The organism is Zooshikella ganghwensis, assembly GCF_018263875.1.
Classification (GTDB): Bacteria; Pseudomonadota; Gammaproteobacteria; order Pseudomonadales; family Zooshikellaceae; genus Zooshikella; species Zooshikella ganghwensis.
Genome location: NZ_JAEVHG010000005.1, coordinates 103,728 through 126,064, shown reverse-complemented (window position 1 = coordinate 126,064; position 22,337 = coordinate 103,728). Strand labels below are relative to the sequence as shown.

The window sequence follows — 22,337 nt, the reverse complement described above, 5'->3', positions numbered from 1 at the left end:
CCAGGAATTAAACCCGTTCAAAGACCGTGGTGATCCCTTGGCCAAGTCCTATACACATGGTGGCTATACCCAAAGTACCATTCTGTTGTTGCATAATGTTCAACAATGTACCAGAGATTCGGGTACCAGAACAACCAAACGGATGACCAAGCGCAATTGCTCCTCCATTGAGATTGACTTTTTCATCCATTTTGTCAAGTAATTTCAGATCTTTTAATACAGGTAATGCCTGTGCAGCAAACGCCTCATTGAGCTCAACATGGTCAATATCATTCATGGTCAATCCCGCGCGCTTCAAGGCTTTCTTGGTCGCAGGTACAGGCCCATAACCCATAATGGAAGGGTCTACACCTGCCGTAGCCATCGCTCGTACTTTAGCAATAGGCGTTAAACCTAAATCTTTTGCTCGCTGAGCAGACATTACCAACATAGCAGATGCACCATCAGTTATTTGTGAAGACGTGCCTGCTGTAATAGTGCCCGCTTTAGGATCAAACGCCGGACGAAGCTGACTCAGTGTTTCGTAAGTCGTTTCTGGACGAATTGTTTCATCCTCAGTAAATATCCTTAAATTGCCATCTTCATCCAAACCTTCCATCGGTGCAATTTCGTTGGCAAAACGCCCTTCAATTGTCGCCTTATGAGCACGTTGATGAGATCGCGCACCGAACTCATCCTGTGGTTTACGACCAATGCCGTGCATTTTACTGAGAAATTCAGCGGTAATTCCCATCATACCAGCGGCTTTCGCTGCATGAAGGCTAAGCTCAGGGTTTGGATCAACGCCATGCATCATACTGATATGACCCATATGCTCAACACCGCCAACGACAAACACATCACCATTATTGGTCATAATAGCCTGTGTTGCAGTATGTAATGCAGACATTGAAGAGCCACATAAGCGGCTGACTGTTTGGCCGCAGGAAGTATGAGGAATAGGTGTCATCAACATAGCCATCCGGGCAATATTCCAACCTTGCTCCAGTGTTTGGTTAACACACCCCCAAATCACATCTTCAACCTCAGCCGGGTTCACATCCGTATTACGCGCTAAAAGCGCTGTAATCAGCTTACCTGACAGGCTATCTGCACGAACATGGCGATACATGCCACCTTTGGCACGCCCCATCGGGGTCCGCACGAAATCAACAACGACCGCATCTCTTGGTTGTAAGCTCATGGTTCTTGTACCCTCTTCCAGTCACTGAATTAGTTATCAAAAAAAAGCTGGCCGTTCTTTGCCATTTCCCTAAGTTTTGCTGTGGGCTGGTAAAGTGGCCCCAACTCAGCGTACTGGTCTGCTAGTGCACAGAATTCAGCAATTCCCATGTCTTGGATATAACGCAATGCGCCTCCGCGGAAGGGAGGGAAGCCAATACCATAAATCAACCCCATATCCGCTTCATGTGCACTGGCTACAATGTTGTCTTCCAGACAGCGAACTGTCTCCAGACACAGAGGAATCATCATCCGTGCAATAATCTCTTCTTCAGTGAACTCCCGTGAGGGTTGAGTCACCTCTTTCAGTAATGCTTGAACATCTGCATCCACTTTCTTCTTCGGTTTGCCACGCTTATCAGGCTCATAGCGATAAAAACCTAAACTGTTTTTCTGGCCATAACGCTTTTCAGCGAACAGAACATCGAGAGCACTCTTGAAATCTCGTTTCATACGATCAGGAAAGCCATCAGCCATGACTTTTTCAGCATGTGCTGCGGTATCAATACCTACAACGTCCAACAGGTAAGCAGGTCCCATTGGCCAACCAAAACGCTCCATCACCTTATCAATCTGGACAAGGTCAGCCCCATCGCGCAATAACAGGGCAAAACCACCAAAATAAGGAAACAATATGCGGTTCACCAAAAAGCCTGGGCAGTCATTGACGACAATAGGTGTCTTCCCTAATGATTTGGCATAGGCAACAACAGTCGCCACCGTTTCTTCGCTGGTTTTTTCACCACGAATGACTTCCACCAGCGGCATCATATGTACTGGGTTAAAAAAGTGCATACCACAGAAACGCTCTGGGTGCTTAAGCGATTTAGCGAGTTCAGTAATGGAAATCGTTGAGGTGTTAGAAGTTAATACCGCGTTTTCAGCAAGCTGGCCTTCGACTTCAGCAAGTGCTTTATGTTTTATTGACAGATTTTCAACAACTGCTTCCACTACCAGGTCGACATTATTCAACTCACCATAAGACAGTACAGGTACAATACGATTGAGTACCTCTGCCATCCCCGCCGCTGACATCCGTCCTTTATCAACACGTTTTACCAACAGCTTGGCGGCTTCTTGCAGACCCAGATCCAAACCTTGCTGGTTAATGTCTTTCATGACAATAGGCGTGCCTTTATACGCAGACTGATAGGCAATACCACCGCCCATAATACCGGCTCCCAAGACACCCGCTTTGGTCACCTTCGCCGCTTTTTCCTGATAGTCTTTTGCTTGCTTTTTTAAGGCTTGATCATGCAAAAATAAATTAATGAGGTTTTTCGCCACACTGGTTTTGGCCATTTTCACAAAACCTTTGGCTTCAATCTTTAGCGCCTCATCACGGCCTTTGGTGGAAGCTTTTTGCATGGCTTTAATAGCTTCAACAGGTGCTGGGTAGTTTGGACCTGCTTGTGAAGCAACATAGGCTTTTGATGTTTCAAACGCCATCATCGATTCAATATTATTCAGCTTTAATTTTTCATACTTTGGCTGCCTTTTTGCCAGATAATCCAGCTCACCACTGACACAGCGTTTCGCCAAATTGACTGCAGTGTCATGTAGCTTATCCAGAGGAACCACTACATCTGCTACACCCACTTTACGGGCAGACTCAGCATCATGCTCTTTACCTGCACATATCCACTCAATGGCATTATCGGCCCCCACCAGTCGAGGTAAGCGAACAGTGCCACCAAAACCAGGATAAATCCCAAGCTTAACCTCAGGTAAGCCAACACGGGCAGTATCGGCCATTACGCGATAATCACCCGCCAAACACATCTCCATGCCGCCACCTAAGGCAATACCATTAACCGCAATCACTGTTGGGAATGGTAAGTCCTCAAACGCACTAAAGATGGCATTGGCCTGTAGATTTAATTCCATGAGTTCTTCTTCGGGCAGGGAGAAGTTATCCAAAAATTCTCCAATGTCTGCGCCAACAATAAATACATCTTTACCGCTCGTAACCACCAGACCTTTTACTGCACTATTTGCCTTAAGCTCCACCACAGATTGCTGGAGTTCCAGTAGCGTTTGTTTATTAAATTTATTGACCGATTCTCCTTGCAAATTAAATTGCAACTCGGCAATACCCTCTTCCAGGAGCTTAACCGTTATGGCCTGACCTTCATAAATCATCTAGTGATCTCCACGCTGAGTTAGCTTGTGTTCCGATCAAAAACTGTGTGGCTTACTGACAACAGCTAACGCACTCGCGCCAGCAGGAGATGGGTTGCATAGAGATAGCATGTTCTGTCATAAGGTACACAGTCTGCCGGTGCCACCGGCTTATAGTTCTACAAGTTGAGTAAGCAATAATTCATACGTTTGTTTAATTATAGATTGCAACCTTCGTTAAAAACAGACAATTTGTCAATAACCCTTAAGTCAAAAATAAAATGACCTTTAAGTCAGAATCACATCTAAATGGAACATCTTCGTTACTGAGTAGAGAAAGATAGAATTAATTGGCTACGCTTTAACCCTAACGTCCAAGCGATTGCAAAATGATGATCCGTCAAGAAAAACACATTACCTGTCTTACCTGCACACTCTTACCAGCACATTGGTAAAACAATCCAACCAGCATGACACTTTAATGACAAGCATCAGCTGAATGCACGTATCAGAGCTACTTCATAATACTCATCGAGCGGGTCCTTCAGGTGTAGCAAGGCTTGAAAAACCCTTAACTCACACAGATGGTTCCAGCCAGCCTTTAACCTGATGTAAAAAATGCATAATGTTGTCTAGTGCCTCTGGTGTTCCCTTTTCCTGCCACAATACAGAGACATAGGCTGACGTGATTGATACTCGCACAACGTCATCAGGCAATGATGCGACCATTTGTTGCAAAGCAGACCAGTGCGGCTGCAAGCGACGATCATTAACTGCAGCAGGCCATCCAGTCCACTGCGGCGAATCGTTTAACTCATGCTGCAGGATAATTTCAATATCACCTTGGGGTCGCGCTATGCGACAGGTGTAACCAATACAGGTGACTGATTTTCCATTTTTATCATTATAAGGCGTTTGGCGTACTTCTATCCCTTTTGCTATTGCTGCCTGACGCAGCGCCATTCGCTTTCGGTCTGCGGGTGAGGGCAATATCCACATCAGCGACCCTGCAATTGCAAGTACACCCAGCAAGATAATGAGATACGTCATAAATTTTTCCTACAATACCGTTACGATAGATTTAATACTACTCAGCCGTATTTTATAGACAACACATTGTGGGTAATGTGTTTTCCAGGACGCACGGACACATCAATAAGTCCTGTTAAATAAGTTATATAAAAAGCAAGGAGTCACTTTAATGAGTCGTTATAAACATATTCTGGTTGCCGTGGATTTAACAGAAGAAGCCGATATTGTTTTGCAACGTGCCCAGGAGATAGCCAAAGACCACAATGCTGATATTACCCTGGTTCATGTTGTTGAACCTTTAAGTGTTGCTTATGGCAGTGATATTCCTCTGGACTTAACCACACTACAAGAAGAAATTGCACAGCAGGCCCGTCAACGGATCAGCGAGCTGGCTAAGCGCCTTAATAATGAAGGCCATCAACATGTCGTGTATGGACGCCCCGAGAAAGAAATTCACCGTATTGCTGAAGAGCGAAACGTTGACCTGATTGTGGTCGGCAGCCATGGACGTCATGGGCTAGCCCTGATACTCGGCTCCACCTCTACAGGTATTCTTCATGGTGCTAAATGCGATGTGCTGGCCGTTCGGGTCGGCAAGTAAATTTATTGTGTATTAATGACTATTTGTAAAAGCGATGCCCATCTACATGGGAATCGCTCTATATAACGCTATTCAGACTGCATGGCTTCTAACTCAGTCCAGCGTTCAAGCTTGTCTTCAATTTGCTGCTGTAACTCCGTCAGCTGTTGTAATGTTGATTGCACTTGAGCTTGTTCCTGCTGATAAAAGTCTGGCGCATTCACTTGCTGTTCAAGCATACTTTGCTGCTGCTCCAAGTCTTCAATTTCTTCTGGCAGCTGTTCCAACTCTCGCTGTAATTTATAACTGAGTTTTTTTCGTGAACGCTTAAGCTCATTTTCAGCTTTTTGTTGAGCAAGGGGTGCTGCTTTTTCTATAGGCTGTGGTGATTCTTCCGGTTGCGCTGCAGACACTAAATCCTTAAATGCCCCCCCTTGTCGAATCCAGTCATGGTAACCACCAACATATTCTTTGACTTGACCATTACCTTCAAAGACAAAGGTTGAGGTCACAACATTATCTAAAAAGGTACGGTCGTGACTGACTAATAGCAATGTGCCATTAAAGTCCAGTAGCGCCTCTTCCAAAAGCTCCAGGGTTTCAACATCCAAATCATTGGTTGGCTCGTCCATCACCAACATATTGGCAGGTTTACTGAACATACGAGCCAGCAGCAAACGGTTACGCTCACCACCTGATAATGCCTTGACGGGGGTACGGATACGCTCAGGGGTAAATAAAAAGTCCTGCAGATAACTCATGATATGTCGAGACTTACCACCAATTTCAATACTGTCACGTCCATCAGCCACGTTGTCTAGCACGGTTTTTTCTTCATCAAGCTGAAGTCGTAGCTGGTCAAAATACGCTACTTCTAGCTTAGTACCATGCTTAATAGTCCCTGACTGTGGTTTTTCCTGTCCCAGTAGCAGCCTCAATAAAGTACTTTTACCGACGCCATTGGGACCAATCAAACCAACCCGATCACCACGTAGCAGTCGGCATGAAAAGTCATCAATTAAGAGAGCTTCATCATAGCCGTGGCAAACATGTTCAGCTTCTACAACCAGCTTGCCCGATTGCTCAGCTTTATCTAGTTGCAGTTTGGCTTTACCCTGAACTTCTCGACGTTGAGCTCGTTCTTTGCGAAGTGCCTGCAGTGCTCTGACTCGACCTTCATTTCGTGTCCGTCGTGCCTTTATTCCCTGTCTAATCCAGGCTTCTTCTTGTGCCAGTTTTTTATCAAATTCAGCATTCTGACTGGCTTCAACTTCCAGTTGATGAGCTTTATGTGCCAAAAAGCTAGCGTAGTCACCACTCCAACTGGTGATCAAGCCTCTATCCAGCTCAATAATTCGGGTAGCCACTTTCTGTAAAAAAGAGCGGTCGTGGGTAATGAATAATACCGCGCCTTTAAACTCAGCTAACTGCTGTTCAAGCCATTCAATGGCGGCTATATCCAAGTGGTTGGTCGGCTCATCCAGCAGCAATAATTCCGGATCACTGACCAGCGCTTGCGCCAAAATAACCCGTCTTCGCCAGCCTCCCGACAGCTCTGCCATGGTTTTATCTTCAGGCAAGTTCAAGCGCTTGATCATGGTTTCAATACGCTGGTTTAAACGCCACCCATCTTTTTGCTCCAAGGCCGACTGGACATGAGCCAACGTTTGCAAGCTTGCTTCATCATTTGCTTGATGAGTAAGTTGATGATACTGGGTAAGTAGCTCACCTACTTCAGCTAAGCCTTCAGCCACCACCTGGTAAACGGTTTTCTCATCCGCTTTGGGAAGTTCTTGTGGGAGTGCACTGATACGTAGCTCTGGTTGACGCCAAAGCGTACCACCATCAATATCCTGAATACCTTCAACTACTTTTAAAAGGCTGGATTTACCCACCCCATTTCGCCCAATAAAACAAATGCGCTCACCACTATCAACTTGAAAACTGACCTGATCTAATAACGGCATTGCACCAAACGCGAGAGAAACTTCATCAAAGCGCATAATTGGCATAAGGGATTACAACCTCTTTTTCACAGCAACTAATTTCACAGTGGCTAAGCGTAACAAATAATAAGAAAGCAACGAATAAGTGAGAATTAATTCACACTAAAAACATCTTACCTATCAACCTAGTGCACATTAGGTCTATGTCCTGTAACAATTCAACCTTTAACGGCTCTAATAGTAATTAACAGCTACTAGCAACTAACAGATCGACTAGTAATGGCTTAACCAGCAGCCACTCAATAACACAACATTAAATGCCTAAATGTGTACATTAACTGGGTAGCTCAGGCAAACATCATTATGACACCTGGGCGCATTCAATCTGTAGTATAGAAGCGGTTATGCTGGAGCCAGACACCTGACTAAACTCAATGTGCAACTTCACAGAGTGATTCACCAACGTACCACATTATTGATTAAGACAAATGTTATCAACGGAACTCCAAGACGACTATTATTATCTGTACATAGATACTATTTTTGACATAGCCCTTTTCAACAGAATTTAACCAAGACAGCAATTCCATGATGCCTATTAACGTATTGCTCAAACCCATCCCCATAAGTCAGGTGTTGCGCGTCGGGTTCTTGCTGCCCTTCTCCACCTGTATGACGCTGGCCATTACCAGCCAAACAGCCTTTGCCAGCGCCCAGACACCTTACAGCAAAGAGCGCAGCTACTATCAGCAAGCAATAAAAGCCTATCGTGCTAATAATAACAAGCAATTTAACACCCTAAAAAAGAAGCTGAGCCACTATCCTCTTTACCCCTACCTTGAGTACTATCAGCTTGATAGAGGACTGTCTTCAAAAAGCAATCGCACTATTGCTCAGTTCGTGAATAAATATCAGGATGTTCCACTCACAAATAGGCTGGAGCAAAAATGGTTACGTTCTTTAGCAAATAAAAAGCAGTGGCAAACTTTGCTCAAGCACTTTCCTGAAGATAATAAATCGACTGATCTACAATGCAGCTTTCATTATGCTCAATTACAAACAGGTAATAGCAAAGCAGCCTATGCCGGTGCACAACAACTGTGGCTAACAGGCAAATCGCTACCCAAAAGCTGTGACCCATTACTGAATAATTGGCGGTCTGCCAATAAATTAACCCCCGATTTAGTTTGGCAACGCATGGTCTTGGCCTATGCCGAAAATCAAGGTACTTTGGGCCGCTATCTCATTCGTTATTTACCCAAATCTCAACGTGGCCTGGGTAATCTTTATTTCAACACCTATCACCAGCCTAATCGGCTCACCAAAACCGCAAATTATTCTGCTAAACATGCCCAAATGGGTGACATTATCAGTACTGGTCTAGTTCGCCTGGCAAAAAGCAAGCCGAGTAAAGCCCTCTCCCTTTGGACTACTTACCAGAAACAACACAGGTTTACAGATAAACAGCAAGCTTATGTAGAAACTAAGTTAGCCTACCGTTTAATGCGAAAGTACACTAAAAAACACCAACAATGGATTGATAGTGTCCTGGCAAAGCATCAAGAAACCGAGCTAATTACCTGGCGCTTACGCCAAGCATTGCGACAACTGGACTGGGCCAGTATAGCCAAATGGACACAAGCCTTTCCTAAAGAAGAAAGACAAACCAGCCGCTGGCAATATTGGTATGCTCGCGCTATTGAAGCCAGCAATCCCTCACAGGCTAAGCGTGATGAAGCACATGCTATCTATCGCAAACTCGCGGATAGTGAACGGGATTTTTATGGCTTTTTAGCTGCAGATAGAATGAGCCGGAATTATGCGCTTCAGCATAAGCCTTACCCAGTATCGTCAAAAACACGAAGCCGTGTACAACAGCTACCAGCCGTTCAACGCGCTCAAGAATTTTTTCAAATGGAGCAACTTTGGCCTGCCCGTCGTGAGTGGTATCACATGGCTAGCCAAATGAATCGCGAAGAGTTATTAGCTGCAGCTGAAGTTGCCATGAGCTGGCAATGGTATTTTCCTTCTATTATTAGTACCGCACGTGCTGAGTATTGGGACGATTTAAACCTGCGCTTTCCGGTTGCTTATAAAAAACCCATCCTCAAAAATAGTCGTGCCCAAGACCTTGATAGCAGCTGGGTTTTTGCTATTACCCGACAAGAGAGTGCCTTTATGTATAAAGCTCGCTCTCACGCAGGGGCAATGGGCCTTATGCAGCTGATGCCAGCAACGGCTCGCTATGTTGCTCGAAAAAATAGCATTCCCTATCAAAGTACCAAGCAACTCCTAAAACCTGAAACCAACATCAAATTAGGTAGCGCTTATCTGGCTGAGCTGTACAAGCAATTTAATGGTAATCGAATTTTAGCCACAGCCGCTTATAATGCTGGACCTCATCGTGTAAATCAGTGGTTGAAGCGCCATCGCAAGTTACCCCATGATGTATGGGTTGAAGTGATACCCTTTAATGAAACCCGAAAATACGTACAAAATGTACTGGCATATCAGGTTATTTATCGGGATAAGCTTGGCCATAAGCCCATGTTCTTAACTAAAAATGAAGTCAACTACAGTTACGAGCCGGCTAAAAAGCCTTAAAAAAAATCATAAAAACCGTTACACACAAAAAAGGTCAAGCAATGCTTGACCTTTTTCTTTAGAGACTCTGAGTTAAATACTCTATTTATCAGTAATAAAGTTTAGCTTTCTTAACCGCTTCATAGGCATCTACCACACCAGCACCACACTCATCACAGTCAGTTTGTCTCGCAGTGCTTTTCAGAATTGAGCGAACTGTACTGGGTTTAATTTTTGGATTAACTGCATACATTAATGCTACCAACCCAGCCACATGAGGTGTCGCCATACTGGTTCCCTGATAGTAATCATAGTTATCACTTCCAGGATAAGACTGCCCAGCATTTAAAGTTGATAAAATGCCACCTTCAGGTCGCTTCTGCCAAGTGTATGTACCAGACCAGTAGTCATATTTCTTAACTTTAGTTTCACCACCGGGTGCAGCAATGTCAACGTAGGCACCATAATTTGAGTAGTAAGAACGCTCACCACTTTTGTTATTAGCCGCAACGGTAATAACACCAGAACAATTGGCAGGCGCTGCATTACGACTAGTGATACGCACGCCTTCATTACCGGCAGCAACAACAACGGTGGTGCCTTTTTCAGTGATATCTTCAATTGCTTCCTGATACACACGGCTACATGGCGCTTCACCACCTAAACTTAAATTTACAACTTGTGCTGGGTTTTTATTTGCAGGTACCCCATCAACTTGTAAACCTGCAGCCCAGCGCATACCTTCAACAATATCACTGGTATAGCCCCCGCAGCGACCCAATACACGTACAGGCAGAATCTTACTCTTCCAAGCAACACCAGCGACACCAATACCATTATTACTTACCGCAGCAATGGTTCCCGCAACATGAGTACCATGCCATGAACTGGTTTCATCTCTCGAAGGTACAGGTTGACCACTTGAGTAACCACACTCCCCTTGCCGAGTAAAATCACCAGAATCAAGCGGATTATCATCTCGACCATCACCATCATTAGCGACAAACTCATCTGAAATAAAATCATAGCCAGGAACAATATTATCCATTAAATCTTCGTGATAACGGATACCTGTATCGACAACAGCAACTACGACATCCTGACTACCTTGAGTAATTGACCAGGCATCAGGTAAATTCATACCGCCGGTAATTTCATCATTACTATGATAACTCCACTGTTCCGCATAACGAGGGTCATTTGGATGCGTTTGTTGAATTGTCATAATATAGTCAGGCTCAGCATACTCTATACGGCTATCGTTGCCTAATGACGCAGCTATCGCCTCGACTTTTGCCACATCCATCTGCTCACCCAGCGTATAAATCACTTTATTTTTATCTATTTTTTTAAGTTGGTTAAGCTTTTCTCCAGCAGCTGTTGCTAACATGCGAGGTTGCGCATTAACAGCCGGAGCAGACATTGGACCCATTGTTTTTTTTGAGGTGGATTGCTTATATTTAATAATTATGCGATTTGTCTTTGGTGCTATCCCTAACACTTCTTCAGCTAATACGCCCCCCGACAAACAGCCTACAGAAATAGACACAAAAGCACATAATGTTTTCGTCATTGATAGCCCCTAATCACTCAGATAATAGTCAATCTATTTGTTTGATAGCTTCCTGCTACCTTTATATTTTTACCACACTCCCTGCTTATTATTTTGCAGATATAATTATTAATTTATGGAATTTCTAACGCCCTTGAGGCAGTTCTTATTTAATAAAAGTAAACTTTTCCATGTTTACAGCTCCAATATATTACAATGAGATTCCTAAATGCAATATATTTTCCAATAAAAAAAATGACTCTTCGGATTAACCATGAATTTGCCTGTACATAGTGCCTCAATAGAACCGACGCACCAAAAAATAACACATCACACGACCGTAAAGTCTGCCACTGAAAAGCGCGAGTTTACCTATTAACATCAGTAAAAAAACAACAACCTAATAGGACATACACTGCACGTAAGTTGTGCGGAACTATTTAATTTATGACAAGGTGTTTTTTCAGACCAAACTAGCCTAAGGCTATAAAAATCAACGCTCACCTAAAAATGGTATGGACACCATTGTTACTTAATTTTCCCATGGAGCGCTAGCCATAATTAGCAGTCTATTTTGGCAAGGAAAGCTAAACGCAAAGCAATTAATGCTAATTTATTAGCAAGAGGAACATCATAAATAGCGGGCTTTTTTAGTAAATACCTCACACAACAACAGTTGCCTAAATGATCTTCTCAATAAAAGAGAGTGTAAGTTCTGTAGGACAAATTAGTCACATTGACACTTACTTTGTATAGACAACTGCGCTGTTATTATTACAAAAATAAAGTTCAAACCGAGAAGAATTTAATTAACATTCATTTTGGCGCTTAACCACAAATCGCTCTCCCTTGGGAGTTACTACCAACCAGCTGTGTCGATGAATCAGTGGCATGGTAAACCCATGTGAGCCTGACAACCGATCGACTAACGTGGCACCTGCAGGGCTATTGCTGGCTAAATGATCAATAAACTGCTTCCATCCCTGAAAAACACCTTGATCACTGGTAATCATGGAATCCTTCGTGGTCAATGTTACTGTCTTCATCGAATAACCTCTTACCCAAATAATCTGTCGTGTTCTAGTCCGCTCACCCGTCAAAGGTCAGAACTCCATTCCGACAAAGTACACAGGAATATGCCTTTTCCAAGGGTACACCCAAACTGCAGGGTAAATAAGCGAGTGACTCGGTAGTGAAAGTATAGATGGCAAGCATTCACCTACCTTGTCCAACATCAAAAATGTAGACTGCAGCACCATATTAATTCTTCATTAAAGTCGTCTGATTAAAAGCAGTGACTATAAGCCGCTTGCTCCTTGCTTTTTTTTCTATGCCTATGGTTTGATAACGCTTCAAGACTACGTATGACAAAACGATTCAAAACAAGGTGCAAAACAACAACTCAGTTGACATCAGGTTGAATTACAACCATGTCATCTTTATCTGCAACCTACTTTGGATACAACCTTACTTAAGTGAGCACTAAATGAGTATTCATATTAAAGCTGTTATGTCTATTGTTGCGCTTACGATCAGTTCCAATAGCTTCAGTAGCACCCCAGACGCAACGATTAAGCTCCGCATTATTGAAACCACCGACATTCATGCCAATTTGATGGACTTTGACTATTACAAAGGTAAACCCAGTCCAAAAATCGGCTTAACCCGAGCTGCAACACTGATTAAAGAAGCCCGTCAGGAAGTGAAAAACAGCGTTTTAGTGGATAATGGCGACCTGTTACAAGGCAGCCCCTTAGGAGACTATATTGCCTCAAGAGGATTAAAAAAAGGACAACTACACCCTGCCTATAAAGCGATGAACCAACTACAATATGATGTCGGCAATATTGGTAATCATGAGTTTAACTATGGTCTTTCCTTCCTCCAAGAAAGCATAAATGATGCAAAATTCCCCTATATTTGTGCCAATGTTTTTCACGATAATGGCAAAGGTCAGCCAGGCAAACCTTACTTCAAGCAGTACCTGATTAAACCTACAACCGTTGTCGATAAAGCAGGAAAACAACATACGCTCAACATCGGTTACATCGGTTTTGTTCCCCCCCAAATTATGCTCTGGGATAAAAAAAATCTAACCGGTAACGTTGTCGCAACAGATATCAAAAAAACTGCAGAGACACTTATCCCTGAAATGAAACAAGCAGGGGCTGATATCATTATTGCAATCCCTCACTCAGGTTTAAGTACAGAACCTTATACAGCCATGGCTGAAAACTCAGTGTATTACTTAACACAAGTATCAGGCATTGATGCTATTCTCTTTGGCCACGCACATGCCGTCTTTCCTTCAAAAGAGTTTAGCCGTATTCCAGGTGTCGATATTAAACAAGGCACCATTAATGGTATTCCTGCTGTAATGCCAGGACGTTGGGCAGATCATATTGGTATTGTTGATCTCATCTTAACGCAAAAAAATAAGCAGTGGCAGATCACCAGCAAACAAGGCTCAGTCCGAGGTATATTTAATGAAGATAAAACAAAGCAAGTGGCACCTGATAAGCAATTAACCAAACTGCTTGCCGAAGATCATCAAGCAACTTTGAAGTTTGTGAATCAACCTATCGGGCAATCCAGTGATGATATCTATAGTTACTTGGCGCTTTTACAAGATGACCCTTCTATTCAAATCGTCAATGATGCCCAAAAAGATTACGTTGAACGTTATATTCAAGGTGATCCCGACCTTGCCAATATCCCTGTGCTATCTGCTGCCGCACCTTTTAAAGTAGGTGGCCGTAAGAATGACCCAACCAACTTTACAGAAGTCGCCAAAGGCACTCTAACCTATCGTAATGCTGCCGACCTGTATCTTTACCCTAATACCCTGGTTGCACTTAAAGTCACAGGAAAGCATGTTAAAGCCTGGTTGGAATGTGCAGCAGGCCAGTTCAATCAAATTAATCCTAACAAAACTACTGCGCAACATCTGATTAACTGGGATAATTTCAGGACCTATAACTTTGATGTTATTGATGGTGTACGTTACCAAATCGATGTAACACAACCCGCTAAATACGATTCAAGCTGTCAACTTAAAAATGCCAAAGCGCAACGTATTTATAACCTAACCTATCAAGGCAAACCGATCACCGACGATCAGCCTTTCCTTCTCGCAACGAACAACTACAGAGCTTATGGTGGTTCATTTCCTGGCACTGGAGAAGAGTTTATTGCATTTGCAGCCCCCGATGAAAATCGCCAGGTGCTCGCCAACTATATTCAGCAACAAACTAAATCAAAAGGTAAAGTAACACCCACAGCAGACAATAACTGGTCCTTTAAACCTATCAATAATAAAACTCCGTTAAAGATCCTGCTAGAGACATCTCCAGACCCTAAAGCGTCTACTTTTATCAAGCAACATAGCCAGTACCCTATGAAACCTGTGGGGAAAGACGATATAGGCTTTGCAGTTTATGAAGTCACTCTGACCCAATAAGCTTTTGACAACAGCTTACAATTTGTGGGTTGAGGATATAAGTATGAAAAAATAGAGGCTGCTTAAATCCCACTGAACACGCTGTCAATCCTTCCCTGGAAGCTCGGCTGCCGCATCCTTGCGGCAGACGGTTCAGAGGAAATTAGCCAGCCTTTATTTTTCCTGCCACCATTACTGGTAATTCAAGAGCCGTACTCATAACACACGTCCCCAAGAAACAACCTATAACCTGCCCTACCTTTCCTTACCTTACTGAACAGAAAAGATTGAACTAAAGATTCTACTTGTTGCACTGTCACTTATGATTTCTTAATGAAACTATCAATCAGTAGAAAACTCTTTTAAGTCATCATCAGGCAAGCAGTCCACTTGCTGATACACTTAACAATAATTAACTCATACAAAAACGATTAAACTACAGTAAAGTTCTTGAAGATAAAATGTCACTACTTTTTAAAACACAGCATTAATGCCAAAAGCAGCCTATTCAGCAATTATTGAAATGGCTGAATTCAATTTTGCTGGGAGGTTATATGAAAAATAAAGAAGCACTTAAAACAAAAGGTTTAACTTTAATTCGAATCTTTATCACCTTACTATTTTGCTCTTCAGCCAATAATAATGGCTTTAGGTATTACTATAAGAATATAGTTATTTCAGCACTAGACTTGCTTTATTGGACAAACTTAGCCTTATCAATTTTTGCAATAATCTTTCTAAACTATTGGCTTCTTTTAGCTATTACCACTTCATTATATATCATACTTAAAATATTGATAATGTTATTTTCAGACTTAAATATTGAAAGCAAACCTAACAAGTAGCAACCCCTAATTTTTAACTACCTTTCAACGTTTTCTTAACATTATGTCGCAGCTTTCATGTATCTAATGCTACCCTAACTGTAATGCACTAAATTATTTTCATAGTAATCTCGCCAAAATAAATATTACGTTGCTTTGGCATAGAAATATTAAATCCGCAGTAATAGAGTTGATAAAAATGCTTTCAACGTCTGTTGTATTTTTAGGTTTGCTAATGGTAGGCGGAGTCAGGATAAGGTGTTTAAAAAACAAGCCTACAGACAAATAGTACAGTAGGCTTGTTATTTAAAGGTGACGATAAGTGTTATGTTAGAACCGGGCTTCTAACTTAACATCTTCATAAGGCGCTTTAGGTTCAATCAGCAAGTGATAATAACCAGAAGCAGGATTATTTATAACGATTTGCTCGGTATTACCTGCCTGTGTTGAAGATTGTTCAAAAGACTCTGTCGTTGGCCAACCCTCTTTAGTCATGTACAAATCGACATTACCAGACCCACCTTGAGTGGAAACTGTCAGCTTGGCGGTATCAGCAGGTACATATATATAAAAATACTGACTGTAAGCACTGCTTAGCTGTTTAGGAGAGCAATTTGTCAGTTCATCATCTCGATCGCTTTGGCGCTGCTTTTGACAGTTGTCCTGGCCTGGATCAGGTGTAGTAACAGCATCATTAAAGCTAACACTTAATTTAGCGCCACTAAACACTGATTTAGCAGATAATAAAATATGGTAATAATCATTTTTTTCTGGTGACTGAATGACTATTTGTTCTTCATTACCTTTTCCTGCTGAGTTGTAATCATAAGCATCTTGTGTCGGCCATCCTTCATTATTAACGTATAAATCAGCATCGCCAGTACCACCAGTAACAGAGAGCGTTAATTTATTGGCACAATCAGGTACTTGAACAAAATAATACTGCGCACCACCAGATAAATTAACCTTGGGCTGAGCACTGATCAATTCATCATCTCGATCAGTAGACTGTTTACCTACACAAGTACCGTTGTCGTCGCCGTCTCCATTGTCATCACCATTATCATCGCCGTCTCCATTGTCATCTCCATCACCATTATCATCGCCGTCCCCATTGTCATCTCCATCGCCATTATCGTCTCCGTCCCCGTTGTCATCTCCATCGCCATTATCATCACCGTCCCCGTTATCGTCGCCATCACCATTATCTTCCAGAGTATCAATCCAGCTGAAAAATTCTTCATCATAGCGAGAACCAATACCTTTCATTAGCTCACTATACGCTGAGTAATCACCATTTCGGAAGTGATTAAGCACTTGTGATAAATCCGCTGAGTGTTTAACAAACATAAAACGAGAGGCAAGATATCCCCAATAATAAATACGCTCAGTGCCACTATTATAATCGTTTGAGAGTATTTGACTTAGGCGATAGGTTTTAGATTTACCTAGTTCAATCGCATAAGGATTACTATTTCGTTTATCCATATATTCAGCCATACCCTCAATCCACCAAACGGTGAGTGCTGATATAGCATCATTAAAATCGCCGTACATATTAAAACGGCCATCTAAATAATGATTAAACTCATGACGTAAATTCCACACTTCGAAATTATTCGTCCCTACTTTTTCATAAGCAATAAAGCGTGCCTGATTTCCTTTCTGACTGGGGTCACCCTCCAGATACATTCCGCCATTATCCGTATTGATATTAAATAAAAATCCCGCATAAGTTTGGTAGTCCTCACGGGTATGGAAAGCAACCACTTCTAAACTGTCGTTATAGTCATCTTTGACAGGCTGGTAATTCGTTTTAAATTGTTGATGAAAATAAGTTGACTGCTCACTTAACTCATTACAACTTTTTTCCATCTGTTTTGTGGTCGCCTGCTGTGCACGAATAACGATATTTTGTTTGGCGCATTCATAGCGTTGCTTAAACACCTGTTCTTCAACACGGCTTCTTAAATTACATACACCATACTCACTGCAGTTACTATTATCGTAGTAATCAGCCATTTCCGCAGCACCCATCCAAATGGCGCCACCTTTTCCTCCTAACTGATAACGCTGTAATAAACTGAGCACTGACTCCTTAGCTTGTTCTTTCAACTTACCATCGTACTGTAAAAAACGGCCTAACTCACGCGCAGCGTTAGGTAGCAAGTATGCATAATCTCCCCCAAGCATGTCATCATTATTCGTAATGAATTGATATAAGCTATTTATGATGGCAGGGTTAGACTGAATATTCGTTTTAAAGTCTTCAAAATTATGGCCACGGAATAACACGGTGAATACACTGTTCAGTGCAGCTGCCATATGCCACTGCTCTTTATGTTTACTACCAAAATTAGTGAGTAGTCGCGTTAGCGTTGGAATAAACTGTCCATTGACTTCAGCACTATCAATTAAGGTAATAACCTCTCTCAAAACTTCTCCGTGTTCACGACTCACATCATCAAAGTGATTACTTTTAGTAAAATTTGAAATTGCCGTTTTCACTTTTTCCTTCAGAGCAGGGCTATAATCACCAATTTGATCCTGATTCCCCCATTGCTGATAATATCCAGCCCTTAAAAACAGCACTATTTGTAAAATTTTATCATTATTATTGCCGTTGTAGTCCTCAGCCAAACTGATTAAACTGTCCGCTACCGTTTGCATTTGTTGGTCTTTAAATACATGCCGAGCACTGCTTGCAGGCATTCCAAACAAATCATAAATACAGGTAGGCTCTACAGAGAATACTTTATTAACCAATGCCCTTCCTGTTAAATTAACAAAGCTTTGAGTGTCACATTTTGTGGTCGCCATAGCCTCGACCATGACTTTATTATCATCAGCAATAGGTGGGCGAAGGTCTGGTGTTATTTTTTCATCATGTTGATGATGATCATGGTTATGCATGCCAACATCACTATTATGATGAGGTATGCTGGTAGGAGGGAGATCTGTAGCATAAGAATTTAAGCAATAACTTGCTAAAGCAATACACAATGAAAGCTTTTTCATTACAGTGAACCTCTTTCGGCTTGGTGCTCTCTGTCTAGTTGGAGAAATACGAATCAGAGAGTATTATGTTTTTAGAACGGTAAATGCCAATGGATAAGCTATGCACTACGTTTTAGGTAATAACAATAAAAGATGAAGCACCTATAATAGATACATAGTCAGCATTGGAAACCACACTTTATTAAAATCTCCCAACAAAAAGGAGAGAAAAATATAAAACACTTCAACGCAATTATTTTTTTAAAATCAACCCTGCAGTGCTTGTTAACACCAATATCAAACAATAAATTTATCGTACATTTTCTCCTAACATATTAAACAAATACTATAACCCTCCTTGTCACATTGAATCTCCATCTTGATTTCCCTAATAATTTATACCTTACAAAGAAGGTATCACTAGCTTGAACCATACAATTCTAGCGTTTCCGCTGACAAAACACTTATGACCAGCGATGCGTAAAAAATAAAATAACGGCCACAATAATTGACCTTAGTCATTAAACTGCTGACCAACCATTCAAAACATACTCTTTGTTATACAATTTTCAAATACTGTATTTACCATATATAATTTTTTATCAAACTTGTTTGCGCTTAACGACACTATTACAAAATAATACTATTTAATACATCCGTCTTAATCAGACATGATTGTCGTATACTTTTCTCAAACACAGGCAACCTATCGCATATACCTCCATAGCAAATATTTTTTTATCAAGCTAATTTAATCTGTTAAGACTTGCGCTAGTAACCACAATAGTTTTTAACGTGCTCATGGCCGTTAAGTGACTGAGGTGGCATCTCGGCAAAGTTTACAAAGAGTAGTGAACAAAGGTGCACAATTTAAAAACTCATCATCATTAGACTGTAGATAAACTTATATTGAAGATGTATCAAGCATTAAAATTAATGACCTAAAAAGTATATACAGGCATATAAGGCCGAAATAGCATAAAACCTTGTTTTTCAGTTTTAGCTAAGCCCACATATTTAAACCATCAACATATTTAGACAATTCTTATATAAATTTACTGAACCCTATGAGATATCTCCCACAGTATATACCCAAAACGAAGGGTTTTTAGGGGCAGCTGTTCAAGCAATGAAGCCCCCAGAGCTTATATTAATAAGTGGCTGGGGTGGCCGTTAAATGCTCCTCGGCAATTGCTCCTGCATTGCTCTACTACATGACATCCATGTCATTATGCATAAACTGCATTCCCACCATCCTTGGTGGTCAAGAGCGCTGACAACAAACCCTAAAAATGATTCGTGAAGGGTACACATCGCATTAAGTACAATCTTCGTTACGGATATACAACTCTGGCTCCATAATAATACGGACAGTCCGCACTGTGTCTCCACCCGTTAACCTCTTCTAGTGTTTTAGAATTTAGCAATAGAATCAAGATGTTTGCCAATATTATGCAAAAACTGTGATATAAATAATCTTCTTAATTCGCAATATTACTCACACAAGCCCATTTGTAGTTTATTGATGTAAAAAAATAAGAGCTAATTTTAAATATGCACATACGTTCTATTTTTAATTAATAAAACCTTTCACCTCTAAGAGGACTACAAAAAATCAGATACGAAATTAAACAAAGTGAAAGACGGCATTTATAGCCAGCAAGCCAGCTTTGAGTTTAATCAATAACGCTATATTGACAAGAACAGTAGTTTGACGAAATTTTCAAGGGAAGAAAAAAGACTGAATTAATAATATTGATTAACTAGAAAAACATTTAGCTGTAACGTTTCAGCCATACATTATACTGTCATATTTGTGTACTTTTCATTAACTTACCTTCTACTTAAACTCCACCTAAAATAATAAGAAAGAAGACTGTTTTGTGCTGAATAGTTACCTATGATTCTTTAAGGAGAATTAAATGAGCGTCAAAACCCAGCCCGGGGTACAGGAAACACATTATGCTTAAGAAGACAGGCTTTATAATGCTTATTATTTTTTTTGGGGCTGTTATGTTTTTATTAGGTATTGTCAGTCCCAACAAAGTACGCCAGCCCATTTTAGCTCAACTCTCGCTACTTCCGGCGTGGCTTTCAATACCATCTCTTATGTCTAGCTCAGCTGACGCGTCACCAGCCAACGCATCACTCATACCCTATGAAAGCCTCTTAGTCACCAACCTGAAGGCTGATGCTGCTTCCTATACTCTGCAGGTTGGTTTGTTTCCTGCCAAACTTCAGGCTGACGCTATGGTAAAACGATTGCAACATTATGGTTATCAATCCAATATCGCCCGTGTCGTTGATAAATATGGTCTGCCTTGGGTATTGGTAACTACAGGCACATTTGACACTCAAGACAATGCTAAAAATGCAGAGCTATCGCTGGTTATTGATCTTGGCTTAGCCCCAGAGCTGCCCATCCTAAAGTCTCCCCCTACTAGCTAGGAGTACACTCAATGAAGCTGCCTTTTCATCTTGGATTACGAAACCAACGACACATGGTAAGTATCTTTCGAGTCAATAACCAACACTGGTTAACGCTGGGGCAAGCTTTTAGCAAAGAAAGTCATCGTCGTGAACAGATTTTATCCCAGTGGGGAATTAATGGTTTTTCTCCACGCTATCAGTCACCAGAAAAAGTTCATGTTCCTTTTACTACTCGACATCAACATATATTAAGTTATCAACTTGATACTCTACTTCAACATCAGCTGCAGCCTGGCACAACCAGCCCCATTGCTAATCGTCAACAACTCATTCCAGGGCTTCAACATCGTGCTCACCTTGGGTCCGGACATGCGGTATTACCTGTTCGTCAGCAAACCCTCTCGTCATCTGTTAATGACTCGGCCAGTACCCAGCGCGCCCAGCACTCTACTTCAAGTGGTGCACATTAAGTGCTAAACAGTTGTAGTAAGCAAAAATCAAGCAATATTCATTAACTGCGAGAGTTTCCAATAGGATCCGGTTTGATGCCTAGCAGCTCAAAAATATTAATCTGCCCTTGTCGTGTAATAAAAAGCTCTTGATATAACGAGACTGTGTCCAGCGTTCCCCATTCAACGGCTTTTTTTAACAGGTAAGGCACTGGACTATGGATATCTGTCATCTGTAAAAAATCTGCAATTTGGGTGATGTAGGCATAAGCTTCATTACGATCATGGATTGGTAACCCACCCACTGCACATGCCTGTTGCGAGAGACTAATGGCGGGTACTGAGTTATTGATCCGTCCACGGCGTTGTAACTCTGACTGTGTAAGCGTATGCAGTGCATTGAGCTGTGCTTGTAATGCTGTAAAAAGTGTTTCGTTAGCTGGCATCAGCGCTTGTAAACTATATTGTAAATCCATCAAACACTGCTGACATAACAGCAGCTGTTCAGCAAGCTGCTCATAAAACTCAACCACTGTAGCCGCCATCACTTGCAGCCAATGCTCTCTATTTTTTGTCTCTATATTGCCTTGCCGCTGAATTTCATATTGCTCATTACGACTGACTTGCTCCCATCGAGTCCAATTGAGTTGGTCATCGCCCTCTGATAAAGCCATCAAACGTAACCACAGGGTCCATTGCTGCTCTAACCAACATAAAATATTACAACGATGTTCAATATCATCATCAATCACCTGTGGTTGCATGACTGACCAAAATTGTTCACAAAAAAGCCGAAGTAGTGTAATGCCAGCAGGTAAAACCTCCATACCCCAACGCTGAACCAAAGCCTCCAACATCCACACCATTAGTTGTAGATCTTTACTCTGATTGACTAATCCATCTCGGCTCAGCTCGATCACCTCCTGCCAGTCTGCTTGCTTTAGCTCATACTGCCATGCCCCTTGTGGCAACGATGCATCATCAGCCCGCCTTGCTTCTCGGATAGCATGATATATACGGCTACCAGTTAAGTTTTCACCACCGGGCTGAGCTTCAGAAATAGGTGTCAATATAGCTTCAACAGGTAATTCGTATTGACTTAAATAGTCGTAATAGGCTTCTAATGTATTATTCATTGAAAGATTATCCTAAGTGGCATGATG

Annotated in this window: 14 protein-coding genes; 6 read left to right on the top strand and 8 right to left on the bottom strand. The window is 41.7% G+C overall.

The window, feature by feature from the left end; all coding sequences use genetic code 11:
- Nucleotides 1–7: 7 nt before the first annotated feature.
- From fadA to KHS79_RS09640, 3 genes are all read right to left on the bottom strand, one after another.
- Entirely contained in the window at nt 8–1,183 is a 1,176-nt protein-coding gene (gene fadA, locus KHS79_RS09650) for an acetyl-CoA C-acyltransferase FadA (RefSeq protein ID WP_094787092.1), read from the bottom strand.
- 29 nt (nt 1,184–1,212) lie between these two features.
- Entirely contained in the window at nt 1,213–3,363 is a 2,151-nt protein-coding gene (gene fadB / locus KHS79_RS09645; protein WP_212718560.1) for a fatty acid oxidation complex subunit alpha FadB, read from the bottom strand.
- Nucleotides 3,364–3,918: 555 nt separating this feature from the next.
- Nucleotides 3,919–4,392, bottom strand: coding sequence for a hypothetical protein (locus KHS79_RS09640; protein WP_212718559.1), 474 nt, complete (start codon nt 4,390–4,392; stop codon nt 3,919–3,921).
- A gap of 151 nt (nt 4,393–4,543) precedes the next feature.
- Between KHS79_RS09640 and KHS79_RS09635 the strand changes: the two genes are divergently transcribed.
- The gene (locus tag KHS79_RS09635; protein ID WP_027706613.1) at nt 4,544–4,975 is read left to right on the top strand and encodes a universal stress protein; all 432 of its coding nucleotides are present in this window, start codon (nt 4,544–4,546) and stop codon (nt 4,973–4,975) included.
- A 68-nt stretch (nt 4,976–5,043) separates the two neighbouring features.
- Here KHS79_RS09635 and uup read toward each other — a convergent pair whose 3' ends face one another.
- Nucleotides 5,044–6,966, bottom strand: coding sequence for an ATP-binding cassette ATPase Uup (uup, locus tag KHS79_RS09630; RefSeq protein WP_212718558.1), 1,923 nt, complete (start codon nt 6,964–6,966; stop codon nt 5,044–5,046).
- Nucleotides 6,967–7,488: 522 nt separating this feature from the next.
- Here uup and KHS79_RS09625 point away from each other — a divergent pair.
- Nucleotides 7,489–9,504, top strand: coding sequence for a transglycosylase SLT domain-containing protein (locus tag KHS79_RS09625; protein WP_212718557.1), 2,016 nt, complete (start codon nt 7,489–7,491; stop codon nt 9,502–9,504).
- A gap of 88 nt (nt 9,505–9,592) precedes the next feature.
- Here KHS79_RS09625 and KHS79_RS09620 read toward each other — a convergent pair whose 3' ends face one another.
- Both KHS79_RS09620 and KHS79_RS09615 read right to left on the bottom strand, forming a co-directional pair.
- Nucleotides 9,593–11,056, bottom strand: a complete 1,464-nt coding sequence (locus tag KHS79_RS09620) for a S8 family peptidase (RefSeq protein WP_212718556.1) — start codon at nt 11,054–11,056, stop codon at nt 9,593–9,595.
- Nucleotides 11,057–11,844: 788 nt separating this feature from the next.
- Nucleotides 11,845–12,081, bottom strand: coding sequence for a hypothetical protein (locus KHS79_RS09615; protein WP_212718555.1), 237 nt, complete (start codon nt 12,079–12,081; stop codon nt 11,845–11,847).
- Nucleotides 12,082–12,521: 440 nt separating this feature from the next.
- Here KHS79_RS09615 and KHS79_RS09610 point away from each other — a divergent pair, with 440 nt between their 5' ends.
- Both KHS79_RS09610 and KHS79_RS09605 read left to right on the top strand, forming a co-directional pair.
- Nucleotides 12,522–14,495 (top strand): bifunctional 2',3'-cyclic-nucleotide 2'-phosphodiesterase/3'-nucleotidase, encoded by a 1,974-nt coding sequence (locus KHS79_RS09610; protein ID WP_212718554.1) that lies wholly within the window; start codon nt 12,522–12,524, stop codon nt 14,493–14,495.
- Nucleotides 14,496–15,028: 533 nt separating this feature from the next.
- Nucleotides 15,029–15,319, top strand: coding sequence for a hypothetical protein (locus KHS79_RS09605; RefSeq protein ID WP_212718553.1), 291 nt, complete (start codon nt 15,029–15,031; stop codon nt 15,317–15,319).
- Nucleotides 15,320–15,628: 309 nt separating this feature from the next.
- Here KHS79_RS09605 and KHS79_RS09600 read toward each other — a convergent pair whose 3' ends face one another.
- Entirely contained in the window at nt 15,629–18,316 is a 2,688-nt protein-coding gene (locus KHS79_RS09600; RefSeq protein ID WP_212718552.1) for a M9 family metallopeptidase, read from the bottom strand.
- Nucleotides 18,317–20,257: 1,941 nt separating this feature from the next.
- Between KHS79_RS09600 and KHS79_RS09595 the strand changes: the two genes are divergently transcribed.
- Entirely contained in the window at nt 20,258–20,743 is a 486-nt protein-coding gene (locus KHS79_RS09595; protein ID WP_027706617.1) for an SPOR domain-containing protein, read from the top strand.
- Nucleotides 20,744–20,754: 11 nt separating this feature from the next.
- A complete protein-coding gene (locus KHS79_RS09590) occupies nt 20,755–21,195 on the top strand; it encodes a hypothetical protein (protein ID WP_212718551.1) in 441 nt (146 codons plus the stop codon).
- A gap of 41 nt (nt 21,196–21,236) precedes the next feature.
- Here KHS79_RS09590 and tssA read toward each other — a convergent pair whose 3' ends face one another.
- On the bottom strand, nt 21,237–22,310 hold the full coding sequence (gene tssA / locus KHS79_RS09585; protein WP_212718550.1) for a type VI secretion system protein TssA: 1,074 nt from the start codon (nt 22,308–22,310) through the stop codon (nt 21,237–21,239).
- Nucleotides 22,311–22,337: the final 27 nt, after the last annotated feature.

Bases quoted from the DNA above. Each gene is read 5' to 3' on its own strand.
- fadA (WP_094787092.1), bottom strand. From the start codon at position 1,183: ATGAGCTTACAACCAAGAGATGCGGTCGTTGTTGATTTCGTGCGGACC.
- fadB (WP_212718560.1), bottom strand. From the start codon at position 3,363: ATGATTTATGAAGGTCAGGCCATAACGGTTAAGCTCCTGGAAGAGGGT.
- KHS79_RS09640 (WP_212718559.1), bottom strand. From the start codon at position 4,392: ATGACGTATCTCATTATCTTGCTGGGTGTACTTGCAATTGCAGGGTCG.
- KHS79_RS09635 (WP_027706613.1), top strand. From the start codon at position 4,544: ATGAGTCGTTATAAACATATTCTGGTTGCCGTGGATTTAACAGAAGAA.
- uup (WP_212718558.1), bottom strand. From the start codon at position 6,966: ATGCCAATTATGCGCTTTGATGAAGTTTCTCTCGCGTTTGGTGCAATG.
- KHS79_RS09625 (WP_212718557.1), top strand. From the start codon at position 7,489: ATGATGCCTATTAACGTATTGCTCAAACCCATCCCCATAAGTCAGGTG.
- KHS79_RS09620 (WP_212718556.1), bottom strand. From the start codon at position 11,056: ATGACGAAAACATTATGTGCTTTTGTGTCTATTTCTGTAGGCTGTTTG.
- KHS79_RS09615 (WP_212718555.1), bottom strand. From the start codon at position 12,081: ATGAAGACAGTAACATTGACCACGAAGGATTCCATGATTACCAGTGAT.
- KHS79_RS09610 (WP_212718554.1), top strand. From the start codon at position 12,522: ATGAGTATTCATATTAAAGCTGTTATGTCTATTGTTGCGCTTACGATC.
- KHS79_RS09605 (WP_212718553.1), top strand. From the start codon at position 15,029: ATGAAAAATAAAGAAGCACTTAAAACAAAAGGTTTAACTTTAATTCGA.
- KHS79_RS09600 (WP_212718552.1), bottom strand. From the start codon at position 18,316: ATGAAAAAGCTTTCATTGTGTATTGCTTTAGCAAGTTATTGCTTAAAT.
- KHS79_RS09595 (WP_027706617.1), top strand. From the start codon at position 20,258: ATGCTTAAGAAGACAGGCTTTATAATGCTTATTATTTTTTTTGGGGCT.
- KHS79_RS09590 (WP_212718551.1), top strand. From the start codon at position 20,755: ATGAAGCTGCCTTTTCATCTTGGATTACGAAACCAACGACACATGGTA.
- tssA (WP_212718550.1), bottom strand. From the start codon at position 22,310: ATGAATAATACATTAGAAGCCTATTACGACTATTTAAGTCAATACGAA.